General features: G+C 28.4%; 14 protein-coding genes. 10 read left to right on the forward strand and 4 right to left on the reverse strand.

From position 1 onward, the window contains the following. Window positions 1-35: 35 nt before the first annotated feature. Window positions 36-686: a cyclic nucleotide-binding domain-containing protein gene (locus KGF50_RS14895; protein ID WP_227848788.1), complete on the forward strand. Its 651-nt coding sequence runs from the start codon at window positions 36-38 to the stop codon at window positions 684-686. 149 nt (window positions 687-835) lie between these two features. Here the strand turns inward: KGF50_RS14895 and KGF50_RS14900 are convergent, their stop codons facing one another. Together KGF50_RS14900 and KGF50_RS14905 are read right to left on the reverse strand one after the other, a co-directional pair. After that, entirely contained in the window at window positions 836-2,212 is a 1,377-nt protein-coding gene (locus KGF50_RS14900) for an MATE family efflux transporter (RefSeq protein ID WP_227848790.1), read from the reverse strand. A gap of 15 nt (window positions 2,213-2,227) precedes the next feature. Continuing rightward, window positions 2,228-4,141 (reverse strand): ABC-F family ATP-binding cassette domain-containing protein, encoded by a 1,914-nt coding sequence (locus KGF50_RS14905; RefSeq protein WP_227848791.1) that lies wholly within the window; start codon window positions 4,139-4,141, stop codon window positions 2,228-2,230. Between the two features lie 135 nt (window positions 4,142-4,276). Between KGF50_RS14905 and KGF50_RS14910 the strand changes: the two genes are divergently transcribed. Together KGF50_RS14910 and KGF50_RS14915 are read left to right on the forward strand one after the other, a co-directional pair. Beyond that, on the forward strand, window positions 4,277-4,909 hold the full coding sequence (locus tag KGF50_RS14910; RefSeq protein ID WP_227434586.1) for a redox-sensing transcriptional repressor Rex: 633 nt from the start codon (window positions 4,277-4,279) through the stop codon (window positions 4,907-4,909). A 146-nt stretch (window positions 4,910-5,055) separates the two neighbouring features. Further along, the gene (locus tag KGF50_RS14915) at window positions 5,056-5,601 is read left to right on the forward strand and encodes an FmdE family protein (protein ID WP_227848795.1); all 546 of its coding nucleotides are present in this window, start codon (window positions 5,056-5,058) and stop codon (window positions 5,599-5,601) included. Between the two features lie 141 nt (window positions 5,602-5,742). Here the strand turns inward: KGF50_RS14915 and KGF50_RS14920 are convergent, their stop codons facing one another. Beyond that, window positions 5,743-5,913 carry a DUF362 domain-containing protein gene (locus KGF50_RS14920; RefSeq protein ID WP_009888017.1) on the reverse strand — a complete coding sequence of 57 codons (171 nt, stop codon included), beginning with the start codon at window positions 5,911-5,913 and terminating at the stop codon, window positions 5,743-5,745. Between the two features lie 283 nt (window positions 5,914-6,196). On the opposite strand from KGF50_RS14920, the gene KGF50_RS14925 reads away from it, so the two are divergent. From KGF50_RS14925 to KGF50_RS14940, 4 genes are all read left to right on the forward strand, one after another. Then, on the forward strand, window positions 6,197-7,264 hold the full coding sequence (locus KGF50_RS14925) for a CapA family protein (RefSeq protein WP_227848796.1): 1,068 nt from the start codon (window positions 6,197-6,199) through the stop codon (window positions 7,262-7,264). A 170-nt stretch (window positions 7,265-7,434) separates the two neighbouring features. Then, a complete protein-coding gene (cooS, locus tag KGF50_RS14930) occupies window positions 7,435-9,336 on the forward strand; it encodes an anaerobic carbon-monoxide dehydrogenase catalytic subunit (protein WP_227848797.1) in 1,902 nt (633 codons plus the stop codon). Further along, window positions 9,329-9,802, forward strand: a complete 474-nt coding sequence (locus tag KGF50_RS14935) for a 4Fe-4S dicluster domain-containing protein (RefSeq protein WP_227848798.1) — start codon at window positions 9,329-9,331, stop codon at window positions 9,800-9,802. Before cooS ends, KGF50_RS14935 begins: the two co-directional genes overlap by 8 nt. Continuing rightward, a complete protein-coding gene (locus KGF50_RS14940; protein ID WP_227848799.1) occupies window positions 9,777-11,003 on the forward strand; it encodes an FAD-dependent oxidoreductase in 1,227 nt (408 codons plus the stop codon). Before KGF50_RS14935 ends, KGF50_RS14940 begins: the two co-directional genes overlap by 26 nt. A gap of 142 nt (window positions 11,004-11,145) precedes the next feature. Here KGF50_RS14940 and KGF50_RS14945 read toward each other — a convergent pair whose 3' ends face one another. Next, complete coding sequence (locus KGF50_RS14945) at window positions 11,146-12,333, reverse strand: SAM-dependent methyltransferase (protein WP_227848800.1); 1,188 nt, start codon at window positions 12,331-12,333, stop codon at window positions 11,146-11,148. Window positions 12,334-12,602: 269 nt separating this feature from the next. Here KGF50_RS14945 and KGF50_RS14950 point away from each other — a divergent pair, with 269 nt between their 5' ends. From KGF50_RS14950 to KGF50_RS14960, 3 genes are all read left to right on the forward strand, one after another. Beyond that, window positions 12,603-13,427, forward strand: a complete 825-nt coding sequence (locus tag KGF50_RS14950) for an ATP-binding protein (RefSeq protein ID WP_227848801.1) — start codon at window positions 12,603-12,605, stop codon at window positions 13,425-13,427. A 128-nt stretch (window positions 13,428-13,555) separates the two neighbouring features. Beyond that, complete coding sequence (gluD, locus tag KGF50_RS14955) at window positions 13,556-14,821, forward strand: Glu/Leu/Phe/Val family dehydrogenase (RefSeq protein ID WP_227848802.1); 1,266 nt, start codon at window positions 13,556-13,558, stop codon at window positions 14,819-14,821. A gap of 207 nt (window positions 14,822-15,028) precedes the next feature. Beyond that, complete coding sequence (locus KGF50_RS14960) at window positions 15,029-16,174, forward strand: M56 family metallopeptidase (RefSeq protein WP_227848803.1); 1,146 nt, start codon at window positions 15,029-15,031, stop codon at window positions 16,172-16,174. Window positions 16,175-16,362 lie beyond the last annotated feature (188 nt).

Here is a 16,362-nt window from a genome sequence, read left to right on the forward strand (position 1 = left end):
GTATTTTATACAATATATCATAAAAGGAGAATTTAATGAAAGCAGAAGAAACGAGCATATACCCAATTATTAAAAATAACTTAAATCAAGTATCCATTGTTGAATATAAAAAAGGGCAAAGATTTGTAGCATCAGATGAAGATTTGCAAGAAGTCTTTTTTATAATAGAGGGAGTTGCACTAGTAGAATGTTCCACTAGAGGAGGAAATAAGTTTCTTGTTGATATTGTACCAGAAAATGAATTTATAGGTAAAATTAGTTATATATATGAACATAACTTGAAATGTGATATATTTGCAAAAACTAATATAAGATTATTTAGATTTAAAAAAGATGTATTTGATGAATTATACCTTAAAAGAGATTTTATTGAATTATTTCACAGTAAATGTACGAGAAGAATATATGAGTTGTACAAGACTAGAATGGTAAGAGAATTATTTTCTTGTACAGAAGTCATTGCTTATTGTATATTAAAAAAACAAGAGAATAGTACATGTAAAGCAAAGCATATCCGTAATTTTAGTGAAATTTATTCAATCAGTAGAAAGAGTAGATACCACTCTTTATTGAATTTAATTGAAAAGGGTATAATTAAAAAAATAGATAGTACATATGAAGTTTTGAATTATGATAAATTACATAGATTAGCCTTTGAAGTAAAGGAATTTTTAGAAGATAAATAGTTATGAATATTATTGTTATTTAATTAAATTATAATATAATAATCTTTGTAAAAAATAAAAAATAGTCTCACTGAAAACCAGAAATAATTTATCTGTTTTCAGTGAGACTATTTTAAAGCATTATATACTACTAAAATATACTATTGTTATTAATCAATTTCTTTAACTATGTTAATAGCCCATTTTTTAGATAGTGCTCTAGGTACACCAAATATAAATTTTACAACTTCTTCACTGTAAGTGAGTAGAACAAGGATAAATATAGGTGCCCCTTTAAATGCAGCTATAAAAGTTAAAGGAAGTGAAGCTAACCACATACATCCTAATTCTAAAAATAGAGCATATTTAGTATCTCCACCACTTCTCAAAATACCAATTATAACTAATGTATTAAATGATTTTAAAGCCATTAGTATACCCATTATAAAAAATATTTTAGTTATATCAGAAGACAAGCTATCAGAAACACTGAACATCTTTAATAATAGTGGGATATTTAAAATTAAAATAATTCCAAGTATTAAACCAGCTAAAAACACCAGTATAGAAAATTTCTTAGCATATTCAATGGCTCTTTTGATGTGGTCAGCACCAAGTTCATTACCAAGCATAATAGATGCACCAGATGCAATACATACAGCAGTCATTATAAAGAAGTTACCTGTACTAGTTGCTATTTGACTTGCTGCTATAGCAGATGTACCTGCCCTTGAATAGGCAACCGAATACAGGACAGTTCCAACTGCCCAGGCAGAGTCATTTACAAATATAGGAAAACTCTTTGATGAAAAAGATTTGATAAAAATCTTATCAATAGCTTTTAGATTTTTCAAGCCAAATTTTAATATATAGTCTTTTTTATAAAAATAAACATAAGTAAGCATTAAAATTAATTCACATATTCTTGCAATTACAGTTGCTAAGGCAGCTCCTTTTACGCCTAATGCAGGAAGCCCTAAATTACCAAATATAAACCCATAATTTAAAATAACATTTGTTACAAGAGCAAATGCACTGCAAATCATACCTAACTTAGGATTTCTAACACCTCTAGAACCAGTACTAAACACTGTACTTATAGCTATCAATGGATAACTAAATACTGCAATACTAAAATAGTCTATACAAAGTCTTACAACCTCTGAATCATAAGAAAATATGTGTATTATTGGTTTTGGTGTTAGTAGAGCAGGGATAACAAATACAAAACTTAAAGCGAGTGCTAATATACAGGTAAGACCTGTAACCTTTCTTATATTACTAATATCTTTCTTTCCATAAAACTGTGAAATAAAAACTCCAGCTCCACCTGTAATACCAGACAGAGACATATTAAAAAGGAAGAAAAATTGGTTCGCAACTCCAACTGAAGCTACAGATACTTCACCCAAACTACTTATCATAACTGTATCTATTACATTTACAGATGTAGAAATTAAGTTTTGTATGATAATAGGTATACATAAAGATAGAAGTATCTTATAAAACCTTTTATTTTCATCCTTTAAAGAAAACAATGCTTGCAAATAATCCTCTCCTTTTTACATAAACTCTTCCCACTCATCATATAGAGAGGAAAGGTCATTTTCTAAACTGATTTTTTCTTGACTGACTTCTTTAGCTTTCTCAGGATTAGAGTATACTTCTTCTTGACATAATAGCACATCTAATTCTTCAATTTTAAGTTCTAGTTTTTCAATTTCTTTTTCTATACTTTGCCTTTTTATTCTATTTTTCTTTTCTAATTCTCTTTGTTCTCTTTCTTTTCTTTTTTCATCCTTTATTTGAGTCCTTGTTTTTTCTTCTTTCTCTTCAACAATACTCATTTCCTGAACTTGTCTTTTCTTATCAATATAGTAATCATAGTTACCTAAATATTCAGTAACTCCATCTTCATCTAAAACAAGAATCTTATCTACAACAGTATTTAGAAAATATCTATCATGTGATATTGTAAATATAGTACCATCATAATTAGTTAATGCTTCTTCAAGAACCTCCTTAGAATCAATATCTAGGTGGTTAGTAGGCTCATCTAGCAATAAGAAATTTGCATTTGATAATATAAGTTTAAGTATAGCCACTCTAGCTCTTTCTCCACCACTTAATGTAGAAATCTTCTTGAAAACTTCTTCATCAACAAATAAAAATGCTCCTAACATATTTCTTAAAGTGGTTTGAGTAAGATGATTATTATTTTCCCAAATTTCATCAATTATAGTGTTATCCAAATTAAGAGTTTTTTGTTCCTGATGGAAGTAAGAGACATGGACATTAGTTCCAAATTTAATATTACCATTAAGAGGTTGTAGTTCGTTAGTTATTATTTTAAATAATGTAGACTTACCAATACCATTTGCACCTATAAGAGCAACTTTTTCTCCTCTATATATGTCTAAGTTTAAATCTTCAAAAAGTATTCTTTCTCCATATCCCATAGATACATCTCTAATTTGAAGAACATCATTTCCACTTTGAACAGACGGAGTAAACTGTATACGAGCTTTTTTTCTATAAGCCTCTGGCTTATCTAAAACATCTACCTTATCCAATGCTTTTTCTTTGCTTCTTGCACGTTTTAAGTGCTTTTCCCGACCATACGCTTTTAGTCTTTCAATAGATTCTTCTTGTTTTTTTATTTCTTTTTGCTGGTCTTCGAATTTTTTTAGCTCTAGTTCTTTTTCTATTTTAGACAGCTCAACAAATTTAGAGTAGTTACCATTGTATACTTTAAGTCTTTTATTGTGAACTTCAAAAATTCTATTTACAGCTTGGTCTAAGAAATATCTATCATGAGATATTAGCATAACAGTACCTTTGTATTGCTTCAAAAATACTTCTAACCATTCTATTGCTTCAGAATCTAAGTGGTTAGTAGGCTCATCAAGTAATAATAAAGTTGGTTTTTTAAGAAGTAATTTTCCTAAAAGAACCCTGGTTTTTTCACCACCAGAAAGTATACTTATTGGTTTATCCATATCATTGTCACTAAATCCTAATCCTTTTAAAACTCCTTTAGCTTCAGACTTATATCCATATCCATTTAAATCTGAAAATAATTCTAACTTATGTGAATATTCATCCATGATTTTTTCTAAAATTGGAGAGTTTGTTTTTGTGCTTTCCTCAGATATTTTAACTTCCAATTCTCTTAAATAGGATTCCATATCTATCAAATCTTTAAAAACTTCCAGCACTTCTTCTAAAATGGTATTATCCGAATAAAAATTGGTATTTTGTTCTAAATATCCGATTTCACAATCTTTAGAAGTGTAAATATCTCCACTATCATAGCCATAAATTCCTGATATTATTTTAAATAAAGTAGTTTTTCCAGTACCATTAATGCCAATTATACCAATTTTATCGCCTTCATTTACTGTAAAACTAATATTTTCCAATATAGAATCTATACCAAAACTTTTATTTAAGTTGTTACATGACAAAACAATCATAAATTTCTACCTCCTTGAACTATCTAAAATTATAATGTTTTGATATAATATAATCAAGGTTATATGTATTAGTTTTGAAAAAGAAATATTTTATTGTGAATCAAACAAAAAAGAGGACACTTTTAGGAGGTGAAAATGTTGGGAAATAAAAATATATCAATGGCAGTTATAAGAAGGCTCCCAAAATATCATAGATATCTTGGAGACTTATTAGATAGGGATATACAAAGAATATCTTCTAAAGAATTGAGTGATATAATAGGTTTTACTGCTTCTCAAATAAGACAAGATTTAAACAACTTTGGTGGATTTGGACAACAAGGGTATGGTTATAATGTAGAGGCCCTGCATACTGAGATAGGTAAAATACTTGGATTAGACCGACCATATAATGCAGTTCTTGTAGGAGCAGGTAACTTGGGACAAGCTATAGCCAATTATGCAGGATTTAGAAAAGCTGGATTCGAGATAAAAGCTTTATTTGATGCAAATCCTAGAATGATAGGCTTAAAGATAAGAGAATTTGAAGTGTTAGATTCAGACACTTTAGAAGAGTTTATAAAAAACAATGATATAGATATTGCTGTATTATGTATACCTAAAAATGGAGCACAAGAAGTTATTAATAGAGTTGTAAAAGCTGGAATAAAAGGTGTATGGAATTTTGCACCATTAGATTTAGAAGTTCCGAAAGGTGTTATAGTTGAAAATGTAAACCTAACAGAAAGCTTATTTACTTTATCGTATTTGATGAAAGAAGGAAAGTAGACAACTTAAACATATTAATAATAAGTAACTATGAAGAGTATTGAGAAAGTCAGAAGATTTAATATTAAATCATCTGGCTTTTTAAAATATAAAAGATAAAATTGAGATACTATAGAAATTAACTTAATATAGGGAGAGTGAGATTAATGGAAGAGTTATGGCAAAAAGCTATTGAATTTCATGGTCATGAATGTCCAGGTCTAGCGATAGGATTTAAAGCAGCACTTGCAGCGAGAAAGTATTTGGGATGTAATCAGTCAGGTGATGAAGAGATTGTATGCATTTCTGAAAATGATGCATGTGGAATAGATGGCATACAAGTGGTATTAAGTTGTACAATGGGTAAAGGAAATTTACTACTTAGAATGACAGGTAAATCAGTATACCATTTTTTTAATAGGGAAAATGGAAAGTCTATAAGAATATATGTGAAATCAAAACCAGTTGATATGGATAGAGAAGGGTATAAAAAATACTTATTAGAAAGTAAATTTGAAGATATATTTGAAATTACAGATACAAAATTAAGACTTCCAGAAAAGGCAAGAATATTTAAGTCTCTTAAATGTGAAGTGTGTGGAGAGTTTGCACCTGAGCAATATATAAGAATTCAAGATAGTAAGAAGGTATGCCTTGATTGTTTTAGTAAATATGAAAGATTTTATGAAGAGGGAAAAGAAACATCAAATTAAAGATATTAGGTTTATACATAGCAATAAAAGAATCACAGAAAAGAATTATATACAATACTATTAAATTTATACATAATAAAAAGAGACTGATTAATATTGATAAAATCAAATTAAGCCAGTCTCTTTATGAATAACCAATTATTATTCTGGTTGAGGTGCATCTACAGGACAAGCTCCTGCACAAGAACCACAGTCTATACAAGAACCAGCATCTATAACATATGCGTCGTCTCCAGCTGATATACAGCTAACAGGGCATTCAGCCTCACAAGCACCACAGCTTATACAAGCGTCAGTAATTTTATATGCCATTTTGAAATCCTCCCTTTTATATGTATTGTAATTCAATAACATTATAACAAATATTATTGAATATAACAATTAAATTAATTCTACAATAAAAACTTTATTGTGATATTCTTATTTTAAAGTTTTACAATAAATTTTAATCTGCTTATATTTTTATTTATCTTAAAGAAATTTATCTTAAAAATAAAATTAAAGTTTAAAAGTTATGTATGGAGTACATTTAAAAATGTTATACTCTTAAAGAGTATATTTCATTAAGAATTTATTGATTCAAAGGAGATTTAATATGAAAAATAAGTTAGCTTACATATGTATTATGAGTCTATTGTTGCTTGTAGTAGGGTGTTCTAATAATTCGAATAAGGAAAATAACATTAAAAAAGACTCTAATAATAATCAAAGTCAGGTTGAAGAACAAAAAAAAGAGCCTGTAATAAAAGATATAACTATAAGTTTTGCTGGTGATGTAACTATGGGAAACTATAAAGGTTCATCATACTATGGTAGTTTCGACCATGAATTTGAAAGACAAGGAAAAGACTATGATTATTTTCTTAAAAATGTAAAACCTATATTTGAAAAAGATGATTTGACAGTAGTTAACTTAGAAGGTCCTCTTACTAATGCATCAAATGCTAAGGAGAAGAAGTTTGCTTTTAAAGGCAAACCAGAATATATAAACATTTTGAAGTCTGGAAGTGTAGAAGCAGTAAGTATTGCAAATAACCATTCAGAGGATTATTTTGAGGAAGGTATGAAAGATACAAAGTTCATACTGGATGAAAATAAGATAAATTATTTTGGTTTAGGTAAAGATGCAGTAATAGATGTTAATGGAATTAAAGTAGGTTTATTAGGATATAATGGATTGTCAACTGAATACAATGAAAAAAACTTAAAACAAATGGAAGATGATATTAAAGCCCTAAAAGAGAAGTCAGATATTGTTATGGTTTATTTTCACTGGGGGATAGAGCTAGAATATTCTCCAGATAAAAAACAAAAAGATTTCGCTCATTATGTAATAGATAAGGGTGCAGACTTAGTTATAGGTTCTCATCCTCATGTAGTTCAAGGTATAGAAAAGTACAAAGATAAGTATATAGCTTATAGTTTAGGAAATTTTTGTTTTGGAGGAAACAAGAATCCTTCTGATACAGATAGTTATATATATCAACAAACTTTTACCTTCTCAGATAATAAACTATCTTCAATTAAAGAGCCAAATATAATACCAACAGCAATAACATCTAGCAGCTCTAGAAATAATTATCAACCAAAAGTACTAGATGGAAGTGAGAAGGATAGAGTGTTAAATAAACTAGAAAAAATAAGTAAAGATTTGAATAATTAAAAGTGTAAAAAAAAATAAATATATATATTTATTTTAATAATTTATATTTTGTTTGAAGCTTGGGAAAACGTGGTATTAAATAAGTAGATTTTAATAGTTAAATTATAGTCAACTGCTATAATACTATCAAATCTACTTTTTTAATATAAAAATATAAGGGGGAATTTGCAATGGCTTGTAACACTTGTAAAATGTGCGAAAGTGCAGACAAGAAATTAGAAAGTTTTGTAGCTTCAAAGGATGTTGAAACAGCATTTCATAGAACTGAAGATCAAAAGGTTAAATGTGGTTTTGGACTTCAAGGAGTCTGTTGTAGACTCTGTTCAAATGGACCATGTAGAGTAACTCCAAAATCACCAAGAGGTGTATGTGGAGCAGATGCAGACACTATAGTAGCAAGAAACTTTTTAAGAGCAGTAGCATCAGGGGCAGCTTGTTATTTACATGTGGTAGAAAATACAGCTAAGAATTTAAAAAATGTTGGAATAACTAAAGGTGTTATTAAGGGAGAAAAAACATTAAATCAATTAGCAGAGATGTTTGGAATAGAAAGTGATGAAAAATACGATAAATGTATAAAAGTAGCTGATAAAGTTATAAATGATTTATATAAATCAAGAGATGACAAGATGGAATTAGTAGAAAAAATAGCTTATGCACCTAGAGTAAAAAAATGGAAAGAGTTAGGTATAATGCCTGGTGGTGCAAAATCAGAAGTGTTTGATGCAATAGTAAAATCATCAACAAACTTAAACAGTGACCCAGTAGATATGTTAGTTAACTGTTTAAATTTAGGAATATCAACAGGGTTATATGGTCTTACTCTAACGAATCTTTTAAATGATGTTATGTTAGGGGAACCAGTTATAAGAATGGCTCCTGTAGGATTTAATGTAATAGACCCAGACTACATAAATATAATGATAACAGGTCATCAACATTCAACATTTGCAAATTTCCAAGATAGATTAAAAGATGAAGATGTTATAAAATTGGCTCAATCTGTTGGTGCAAAAGGATTTAAGTTAGTAGGATGTACATGTGTTGGTCAAGATTTACAATTAAGAGGAGAACATTATCAAGAAGTATTTGCTGGTCATGCTGGTAACAACTTTACAAGTGAAGCTGTTTTATCAACTGGAGCAATAGATATAGTTCTTTCTGAATTTAACTGCACTATACCTGGGCTTGAACCAATAGCAGATAAATACAAAGTAAAAATGGTTTGCTTAGATGATGTTGCCAAAAAAGCAAATGCAGAGTATATAGAATTAGATAGAAGTAATTTAGACGAACTTAGCAATTCACTAATACAAAAAGCACTAGAATCTTATAAAGATAGAAGGGGAAGTGTTGAAATAGATATACCAAAAGACCATGGATTTGAACAGTCTTTAACTGGTGTAAGTGAAAAGAATCTAAAAGCATTTTTAGGAGATTCATGGAAACCTCTTATTAATTTAATTGCAGAAGGAAAAATTAAAGGGGTTGCAGCTGTTGTAGGATGTTCAAATATGACAGCAGGAGGTCATGATATAAATACTGTTGAATTGACTAAGGAGTTAATTAAAAAAGATATTATAGTACTTTCAGCAGGATGTTCTACTGGAGGATTAGAAAATGTTGGTCTTATGTCACCTGGAGCAGAAGAATTAGCAGGAGAAAATTTAAAAGAAGTATGTAAGACTTTAGGAATACCACCAGTATTAAACTTTGGGCCATGTTTAGCTATAGGAAGACTTGAAATAGTAGCAACAGAATTAGCAGCTGAGCTTGGAATAGATTTACCACAATTACCATTAGTGCTTTCAGCTCCACAATGGTTGGAAGAACAAGCATTAGCTGATGGAGCTTTTGGACTTGCTCTTGGTTTACCTCTTCATTTGGCATTACCTCCATTTATAACAGGAGGAAAGTTAGTAACAGAGGTATTAACAGAAAAATTAAAAGACTTAACAGGAGGGCATGTTATAGTGAATCCAGATCCTAAATCTTCAGCTGATCAATTAGAACAAATAATAATAGACAGAAGAAAAAATTTAGGGTTAAAGGATGTGGAATGTAATGCATAGAATTTTTATAAATAAAGATTTATGTACAGGCTGTAAAAGTTGTGTATTAGCTTGTATGTTAAAGCATAATAAAGATTATGACATGTATACTCTTGATTTAGAAAATATAGATAATGATAGTAGAGGGCATATAGAACTAGATAGCAAACATAATAACCCAGTTCCAATTCTTTGCAGACACTGTGATGAGCCAGAATGTGCTTTAGCATGTATGAGTGGTGCAATGCATAAAGATAATCAAAGTGGAATTGTTTCATATGATGAAGAAAAATGTGGTTCATGTTATATGTGTGTAATGTCTTGTCCATATGGATTATTAAAACCAGATGATAGAAGCAAGCAAAACATACTTAAATGTGATTTATGTAAAGATGAAGAATATCCTAGATGTGTAGCTAATTGTCCAAGTGGGGCAATTGAATTACAGAAGGAGGAAAATGATGAATTATGTAGTGTTAGGGGCTAGTGCTGCTGGTATAAATGCAGCAAAAACATTGAGAGAATTAGATAAAGATTCTAGTATAGTGATAATTTCTAAAGATGAAAATATATACTCAAGATGTATGCTACATCATGTTATATCTGAACACAGAACTTTAAAACAAATAAACTTTGTTGATGAAGACTTTATGGAGAAAAACAATATAAATTGGATTTCAGGTAAAACTGTTAAAGGAATAGACACAGATAAAAAACTAGTTCAAATGGAAGACCTTGCTGTAAATTATGATAAGCTTTTAATAGCTACAGGTGCATCTTCTGCTATTCCTCCTATAAAGAATTTAAGAGAAGGAAATTTTGTATACTCTGTAAGAAACATAGATGATATTTATAAAATAAAAGAGAAGGCAGAAAAATCGAAGAAAGTTGTTATAATAGGGGCAGGACTAGTTGGAATAGATGCTTTAATTGGTTTATTTAAATATGAGCAGCTAGATATTTCAGTTGCCTTTATGGAAAAATATATTTTAGATAGACAATTAGATGAATATACAGCATCAGTATATGAAAATAAATTTAAAGAAAAAGGCGTAAAATTTTATCCAAGTGCATCAATACAAGAAATTGTCTTAGATGATAGCAAAGATGTTAAAGGTGTTGCATTTTCAAATGGAGAAATTCTTGATGCAGATATGGTAATCGTAGCCACAGGAGTTAAAGCTAATGCTGACTTTTTAGATAAAACAGGAATAGAATATGACAGAGGCATAATAATAGATGATAGATGCCAAACAACACAAAAAGATATATATGCAGCAGGAGATGTTGTAGGTAAAAATGCTATCTGGCCTATAGCTGTAAAGCAAGGAATTGTAGCTGTACACAATATGGTAGGAAAAGATAAAAAGATAGAAGATGAATTTGCTTTTAAAAATAGTATGAATTTTATGGATATACCAACTATTTCTATAGGAATGAATACACCTGTAGACGATAGTTATAAAGTATTAACTAGGCATGGAGATGATTGTTATAAAAAGTTTATTTTTAAAGACAACATAATCTATGGAGCAGTTATACAAGGTGATATTTCATATGTAGGTGTATTAACTCATTTGATAAAAAATAAGGTTGAAATATCTGACTTAGAGAATAGAATATTTGATGTGTGTTATGCAGACTTCTTTAATATGAAAGAAAATGGAGAGTTTTGTTATAGTGTATAATACATAGCTGAATAGAAGCTTATAAATAATATAATAAATAGAGCTATTTTAATATAGAGGATTTTACTTTATAAAAACCTTTATTTAAAGATAGCTCTATTTTTATAATTAAGTTTAAACTTTGATTAATTTATAAAAACATCTATTTTGAATAAGAATACATGTAATCTCTAGTTAGAGGTAAATCGTTTTTGATACCTTTAGTGAAAAGTATTTGATGTATATCTATAATACCAGTATTAAAAGCAGCAGCACAAGAACAAAGATATAAATCCCACATTCTTATAAATTTATCATCGAACATTTCTTTAATCTTAGGAAGATTATCATAGAAATTTTTATGCCAAGATAATAAAGTTTTTACATAATGTAATCTTAAACTTTCAACATCTATAGTGTGATAGTTATAATCGCTACAAATATGTATCATTTCTCTTAAACTAGGAATAACCCCACCAGGGAAAATATATTTTTTAATCCAAGGGTCTCCATAAGATTCTTTTAAGCCGCTTATATAGTGAAGTAAAAATAATCCACTATCTTTTAGAACAGCATTTACATTTTTAATAAAAAGCTCATAGTTTTCTCTGCCAACATGCTCAAGCATACCAACGCTAACAACTCTATCAAATGTAAGATTTGATTCTTTAAGTTCTCTATAGTCCATAAGTCTTACTTCAAGGTAATCTTGAAGATTCTCTTCTTTTATTCTAATATTAAATTCCTTAAATTGTTCTTCACTAAGTGTAATTCCCACACCATGAATTTTATATTTTTTTGCAGCTTCTATTAATAGAAATCCCCAACCACAACCAATATCAAGAAGACTCATACCTTCTTCTAAATTTAGTTTAGTTAATATGTGGTGAACTTTATTAACTTGAGCCTCATAAAGATTATCATTATCATCTTTAAAATATGCACAAGAATAACTAAGTGTTTTGTCTAGCCATAAACTATAAAAATCATTTCCAATATCATAGTGAGCATGTATTTCTTTTTTTTGATGTCTCATGGAATTAGATGAATGTAGTAAATGTTTTACAGCTGAGTTATCAATACTAAATTTGTCTATTTGTTTTAGAAGTAGATTTAAGGTTAAAAATAAATCTCCTTCAACTTCAATGTCTCTATTTATGTAGGCTTCTCCAAGTGCTAAAGATGTACTTTTTAATAATTCAGATTTGCTAATATCATTATTTACAATAACTTTAAATTGAGGAGAGCTATCTCCAACTAGAAATTCTTCTCCATCCTTAAGCTTAACTAGAAAGGGTGTTTCACTAAATCTTTCTAAATAGTCTTTTAAAAAATTTTTTGTAATGTTCATATTACCAGCTCCTTTTAATGTAAATCCAGTAAGTTTTCCTTGCTTAAAGTATATTATATTCCTTTTTTTTAAAAAGTAAAATTTTTTTTGGTTAATTTTTATTTGAACGAACTTTCTATTTTATAAAGGAGTTTTATTTTGTAGTGTTTTATTTATTTTATAAATTTTAGTATTGGATATAATATTCAATTAGTAATGATATAATAATTTTAATTAATAATAAAGTTTTGGAGCAATTAGCTTGAAACTATTTAATAAAGGAGAATCAAATGGAAGTATATGCTTTAGTTGGGTCAAGTGGTACAGGAAAAAGTTATAAGGCACTAGAGTTTGCATATGAAAATGACATAGATTATATAATTGATGATGGGATTTTAATATATAGAAATAAAGTTTTAGCAGGTATATCAGCAAAACAAGCAAAGACTACTGTTGAGGCAGTTAAAAGAGCTATTTTCTATAATTTAGAACATCGGCAAAAGGTTAGAGAGGTAATAGAGAAAGAAAAAATAAATAAGATTCTTGTTATAGGAACTTCAAAAAAAATGATTAATCAGATTGTAGATAGATTATCAATCGGAAAAGTTTATAAATTTATAAATATTCAAGATATAAGTACTAAAGATGAAATAGAAATAGCAAAACAATCTAGAAAAGAAGGAAATCATGTAATTCCTGTTCCAGCAGTTGAAATAAAAAATATGACAAGTGGTCTTAGTATAAATCCATTAAAAAGGCTTTTTAGAAAAGGAAATAATATAAATATGGTGGTTTTAGAAAAGACAATAATAAGACCTACTTTTAGTTACATTGGCAAAGTTTATATTGACGCAGATGTAATTAAACAAATAATTGAATATGAAGTGTACAACTTTGGAAGCATTGATAGAATAAATAAAATCAATATAGAGAATTGCAATAATTTTATGAATATTTTTGTAAGTATAAATATCAATGATTTAGAAGTTATAAAAAAAATTGAAAGTATGCAACAGATAATAAAAAAGTCTATTGAGAGAATGACTTTAGTTAATGTACAAAAAATAGATATTAACATTCATAAAATTAAAAAAATAAACTTCCTCCCATGTTAAAAAATAAACTGAAAAAATGATATACTAATTTGCAATAAAGTGTGCTATAATTAAACTGTAAATTTAGGAAATGGTTTTTTCTAAATGGAGTATACATAATTATAACGTATTTATAAGGGGGCTTTCAAATGTCAGGAAAAGATGTAAATGTCTTCGAGATGGCGCAATCTCAAGTAAAAAATGCATGTGATAAATTAGGTATGGAACCAGCAGTTTATGAATTATTAAAAGAACCTATGAGAGTTATTGAAGTTTCAATTCCAGTAAAAATGGATGATGGTTCTATAAAAACTTTTAAAGGATTTAGATCACAACATAATGATGCAGTAGGGCCAACAAAAGGTGGAATAAGATTCCATCCAAATGTTTCAAGAGACGAAGTAAAAGCTTTATCTATATGGATGACTTTCAAATGTTCTGTAACAGGTATACCATATGGTGGAGGTAAAGGTGGAATAATAGTAGATCCATCAACTTTATCTCAAGGAGAATTAGAAAGATTAAGTAGAGGATACATAGATGGAATATATAAATTAATAGGTGAAAAAGTTGACGTTCCTGCACCAGACGTAAACACTAATGGACAAATAATGTCTTGGATGGTTGATGAATATAATAAATTAACTGGACAAAGTGCTATAGGTGTTTTAACTGGTAAACCAGTTGAATTTGGTGGTTCTTTAGGAAGAACAGCTGCTACTGGATTTGGTGTTGCTGTTACTGCAAGAGAAGCTGCTGCTAAATTAGGAATAGATATGAAAAAAGCTAAATTAGCTATTCAAGGTATAGGAAACGTTGGTTCTTACACAGTTCTTAACTGTGAAAAACTTGGTGGTACTGTTGTAGCTATGGCTGAATGGTGCAAAGCAGAAGGTTCTTATGCTATATACAATGAAAATGGTTTAGATGGTCAAGCTATGTTAGACCATATGAAAGAGCATGGTAACTTATTAAACTTCCCAGGAGCTAAGAGAATATCTTTAGAAGAGTTCTGGGCTTCAGATGTTGATATAGTAGTACCAGCTGCATTAGAAAACTCTATAACTAAAGAAGTTGCTGAATCTATAAAAGCTAAATTAGTTTGTGAAGCTGCTAATGGACCAACTACTCCAGAAGCTGATGAAGTATTTGCTGAAAGAGGAATAGTTCTTACTCCAGACATATTAACTAATGCTGGTGGAGTTACAGTTTCTTACTTCGAGTGGGTACAAAACTTATATGGATACTACTGGTCAGAAGAAGAAGTAGAGCAAAAAGAAGAAGTAGCTATGGTTAAAGCATTTGAATCTATTTGGAAAATCAAAGAAGAATACAATGTTACAATGAGAGAAGCTGCTTATATGCATTCAATTAAGAGAGTTGCTGAAGCTATGAAATTAAGAGGATGGTACTAGAATTACTCTTAATAAATAATAGGATATAATTATTTAATATATAAAAGGGCTGTACTATGTACAGCCCTTAAAAGTTATATGACTCAAAATGATTTGGGTCATTTTTTTATTTTGTAAAATATATTAATGTAATCTATGCAAAAATATTAAATAAAAATAAATATATTTCTAAAATAAATATGTTTCAAGTAAGATAGGAGAAAGTTGATGACTAACTTAATTCTAAATGGGATTTCTAGAACAGTTATAGTGAGTAGTTTATGTATATTTTTAATACTAATTTTTAAGAAAACGACATTTAAAAGATTTAGTAAGAAATTCAATTATTATATATGGTTAATAGTAGTTCTTAAGTTGTTACTTCCATTTACCTATTATATCTTTACAGTTAATATTTTAAGAAATGAAACGAAAGCCAATATTGATAATATTAACTTAGAACATTTTAATAGTGTTTCAACCTTAAGTAATAGTATTTTGGTATATGTTTGGATTTCTACTGTAATAATATATTTAACTTATACTATCTTTAAATACATAAAACTAAAAAATTTAATAAATGATTTATCTTATGATGTTGAGAATGAAGAAATAATAAATCTTTATAAAGGGATATTAAAAGAATTTAATATCATGAAAGATATAAAGTTAAAATATTCTTATGAAGTTGAAACACCAGCATTTTTTGATTCATGTGTGCTTTTACCACCATATGATTATAATTTAAAAGAACTCAATTGGATTTTTAGACATGAACTTATGCATTTTAAGAGTAAAGACCTTTATTTGAAATATGTAGTGTTGATTCTAAAAATAGTTTGTTGGTTTAATCCAGTTATATATATAATGGATAAGCATATAGATTTAGACTGTGAACTTTATTGTGACGAGAGGGTTTTAAAAAATTTTAGTACAGAAGATAAAAAAGACTATGCTTTAACAATTATAAATGCAATGAGAAGAGGCTCAAATTCTTCAAATAAATTTGTAGCTGGATTACATAAGAAATCTGACATTAAAAAGAGAGTAACTAATATGTTTAATGAAAAATATAAGAATGGGATATTAATAACTTTAATTATATGTTTATTGTCATCAGTTACTTTTATCAAGTTTGATTCAGATAGTATTATTGAGTATAATGTTCCTTTAGATAAGCTTAAAAGTGTATGTAAAAAAATTGAGATTGGCAAAGCAGCTAGTCTTGGAAATTTTGTTGAGTATACATATGCAACTGCTCCTGAAAAAGTTAGACGAAGGTATGAAGAAAAATGTAAAGCTTTGGGAATTACTCCTAAAGATGCTGATAGAATAGAGATTCCAGCAGGGGCTTATAATGAATTAACATTATAATTAAAGCAAGAAAATTTAAATTTCAAATTCACTATTATTAAGATTTCTTTTTATTAATATCTCTACAAAAAATATATTATATATAAAATTTACAGAAAAACAAAAAATAATATTTATGTATATTTTAGTCTGAAAACGAAATATCTTTAATTAATGGTATTAAAGTTTGTTTTTAATAAATAATATAC

This window comes from Clostridioides sp. ZZV15-6598, from assembly GCF_020657705.1.
GTDB classification, from domain to species: Bacteria; Bacillota; Clostridia; order Peptostreptococcales; family Peptostreptococcaceae; genus Clostridioides; species Clostridioides difficile_F.

What these genes read in the sequence shown, in the direction of transcription:
- KGF50_RS14895 (WP_227848788.1), top strand. Translation starts at nt 36, where the DNA reads ATGAAAGCAGAAGAAACGAGCATATACCCAATTATTAAAAATAACTTA.
- KGF50_RS14905 (WP_227848791.1), bottom strand. Translation starts at nt 4,141, where the DNA reads ATGATTGTTTTGTCATGTAACAACTTAAATAAAAGTTTTGGTATAGAT.
- KGF50_RS14910 (WP_227434586.1), top strand. Translation starts at nt 4,277, where the DNA reads ATGTTGGGAAATAAAAATATATCAATGGCAGTTATAAGAAGGCTCCCA.
- KGF50_RS14915 (WP_227848795.1), top strand. Translation starts at nt 5,056, where the DNA reads ATGGAAGAGTTATGGCAAAAAGCTATTGAATTTCATGGTCATGAATGT.
- KGF50_RS14920 (WP_009888017.1), bottom strand. Translation starts at nt 5,913, where the DNA reads ATGGCATATAAAATTACTGACGCTTGTATAAGCTGTGGTGCTTGTGAG.
- KGF50_RS14925 (WP_227848796.1), top strand. Translation starts at nt 6,197, where the DNA reads ATGAAAAATAAGTTAGCTTACATATGTATTATGAGTCTATTGTTGCTT.
- cooS (WP_227848797.1), top strand. Translation starts at nt 7,435, where the DNA reads ATGGCTTGTAACACTTGTAAAATGTGCGAAAGTGCAGACAAGAAATTA.
- KGF50_RS14935 (WP_227848798.1), top strand. Translation starts at nt 9,329, where the DNA reads ATGCATAGAATTTTTATAAATAAAGATTTATGTACAGGCTGTAAAAGT.
- KGF50_RS14940 (WP_227848799.1), top strand. Translation starts at nt 9,777, where the DNA reads ATGAATTATGTAGTGTTAGGGGCTAGTGCTGCTGGTATAAATGCAGCA.
- KGF50_RS14945 (WP_227848800.1), bottom strand. Translation starts at nt 12,333, where the DNA reads ATGAACATTACAAAAAATTTTTTAAAAGACTATTTAGAAAGATTTAGT.
- KGF50_RS14950 (WP_227848801.1), top strand. Translation starts at nt 12,603, where the DNA reads ATGGAAGTATATGCTTTAGTTGGGTCAAGTGGTACAGGAAAAAGTTAT.
- gluD (WP_227848802.1), top strand. Translation starts at nt 13,556, where the DNA reads ATGTCAGGAAAAGATGTAAATGTCTTCGAGATGGCGCAATCTCAAGTA.
- KGF50_RS14960 (WP_227848803.1), top strand. Translation starts at nt 15,029, where the DNA reads ATGACTAACTTAATTCTAAATGGGATTTCTAGAACAGTTATAGTGAGT.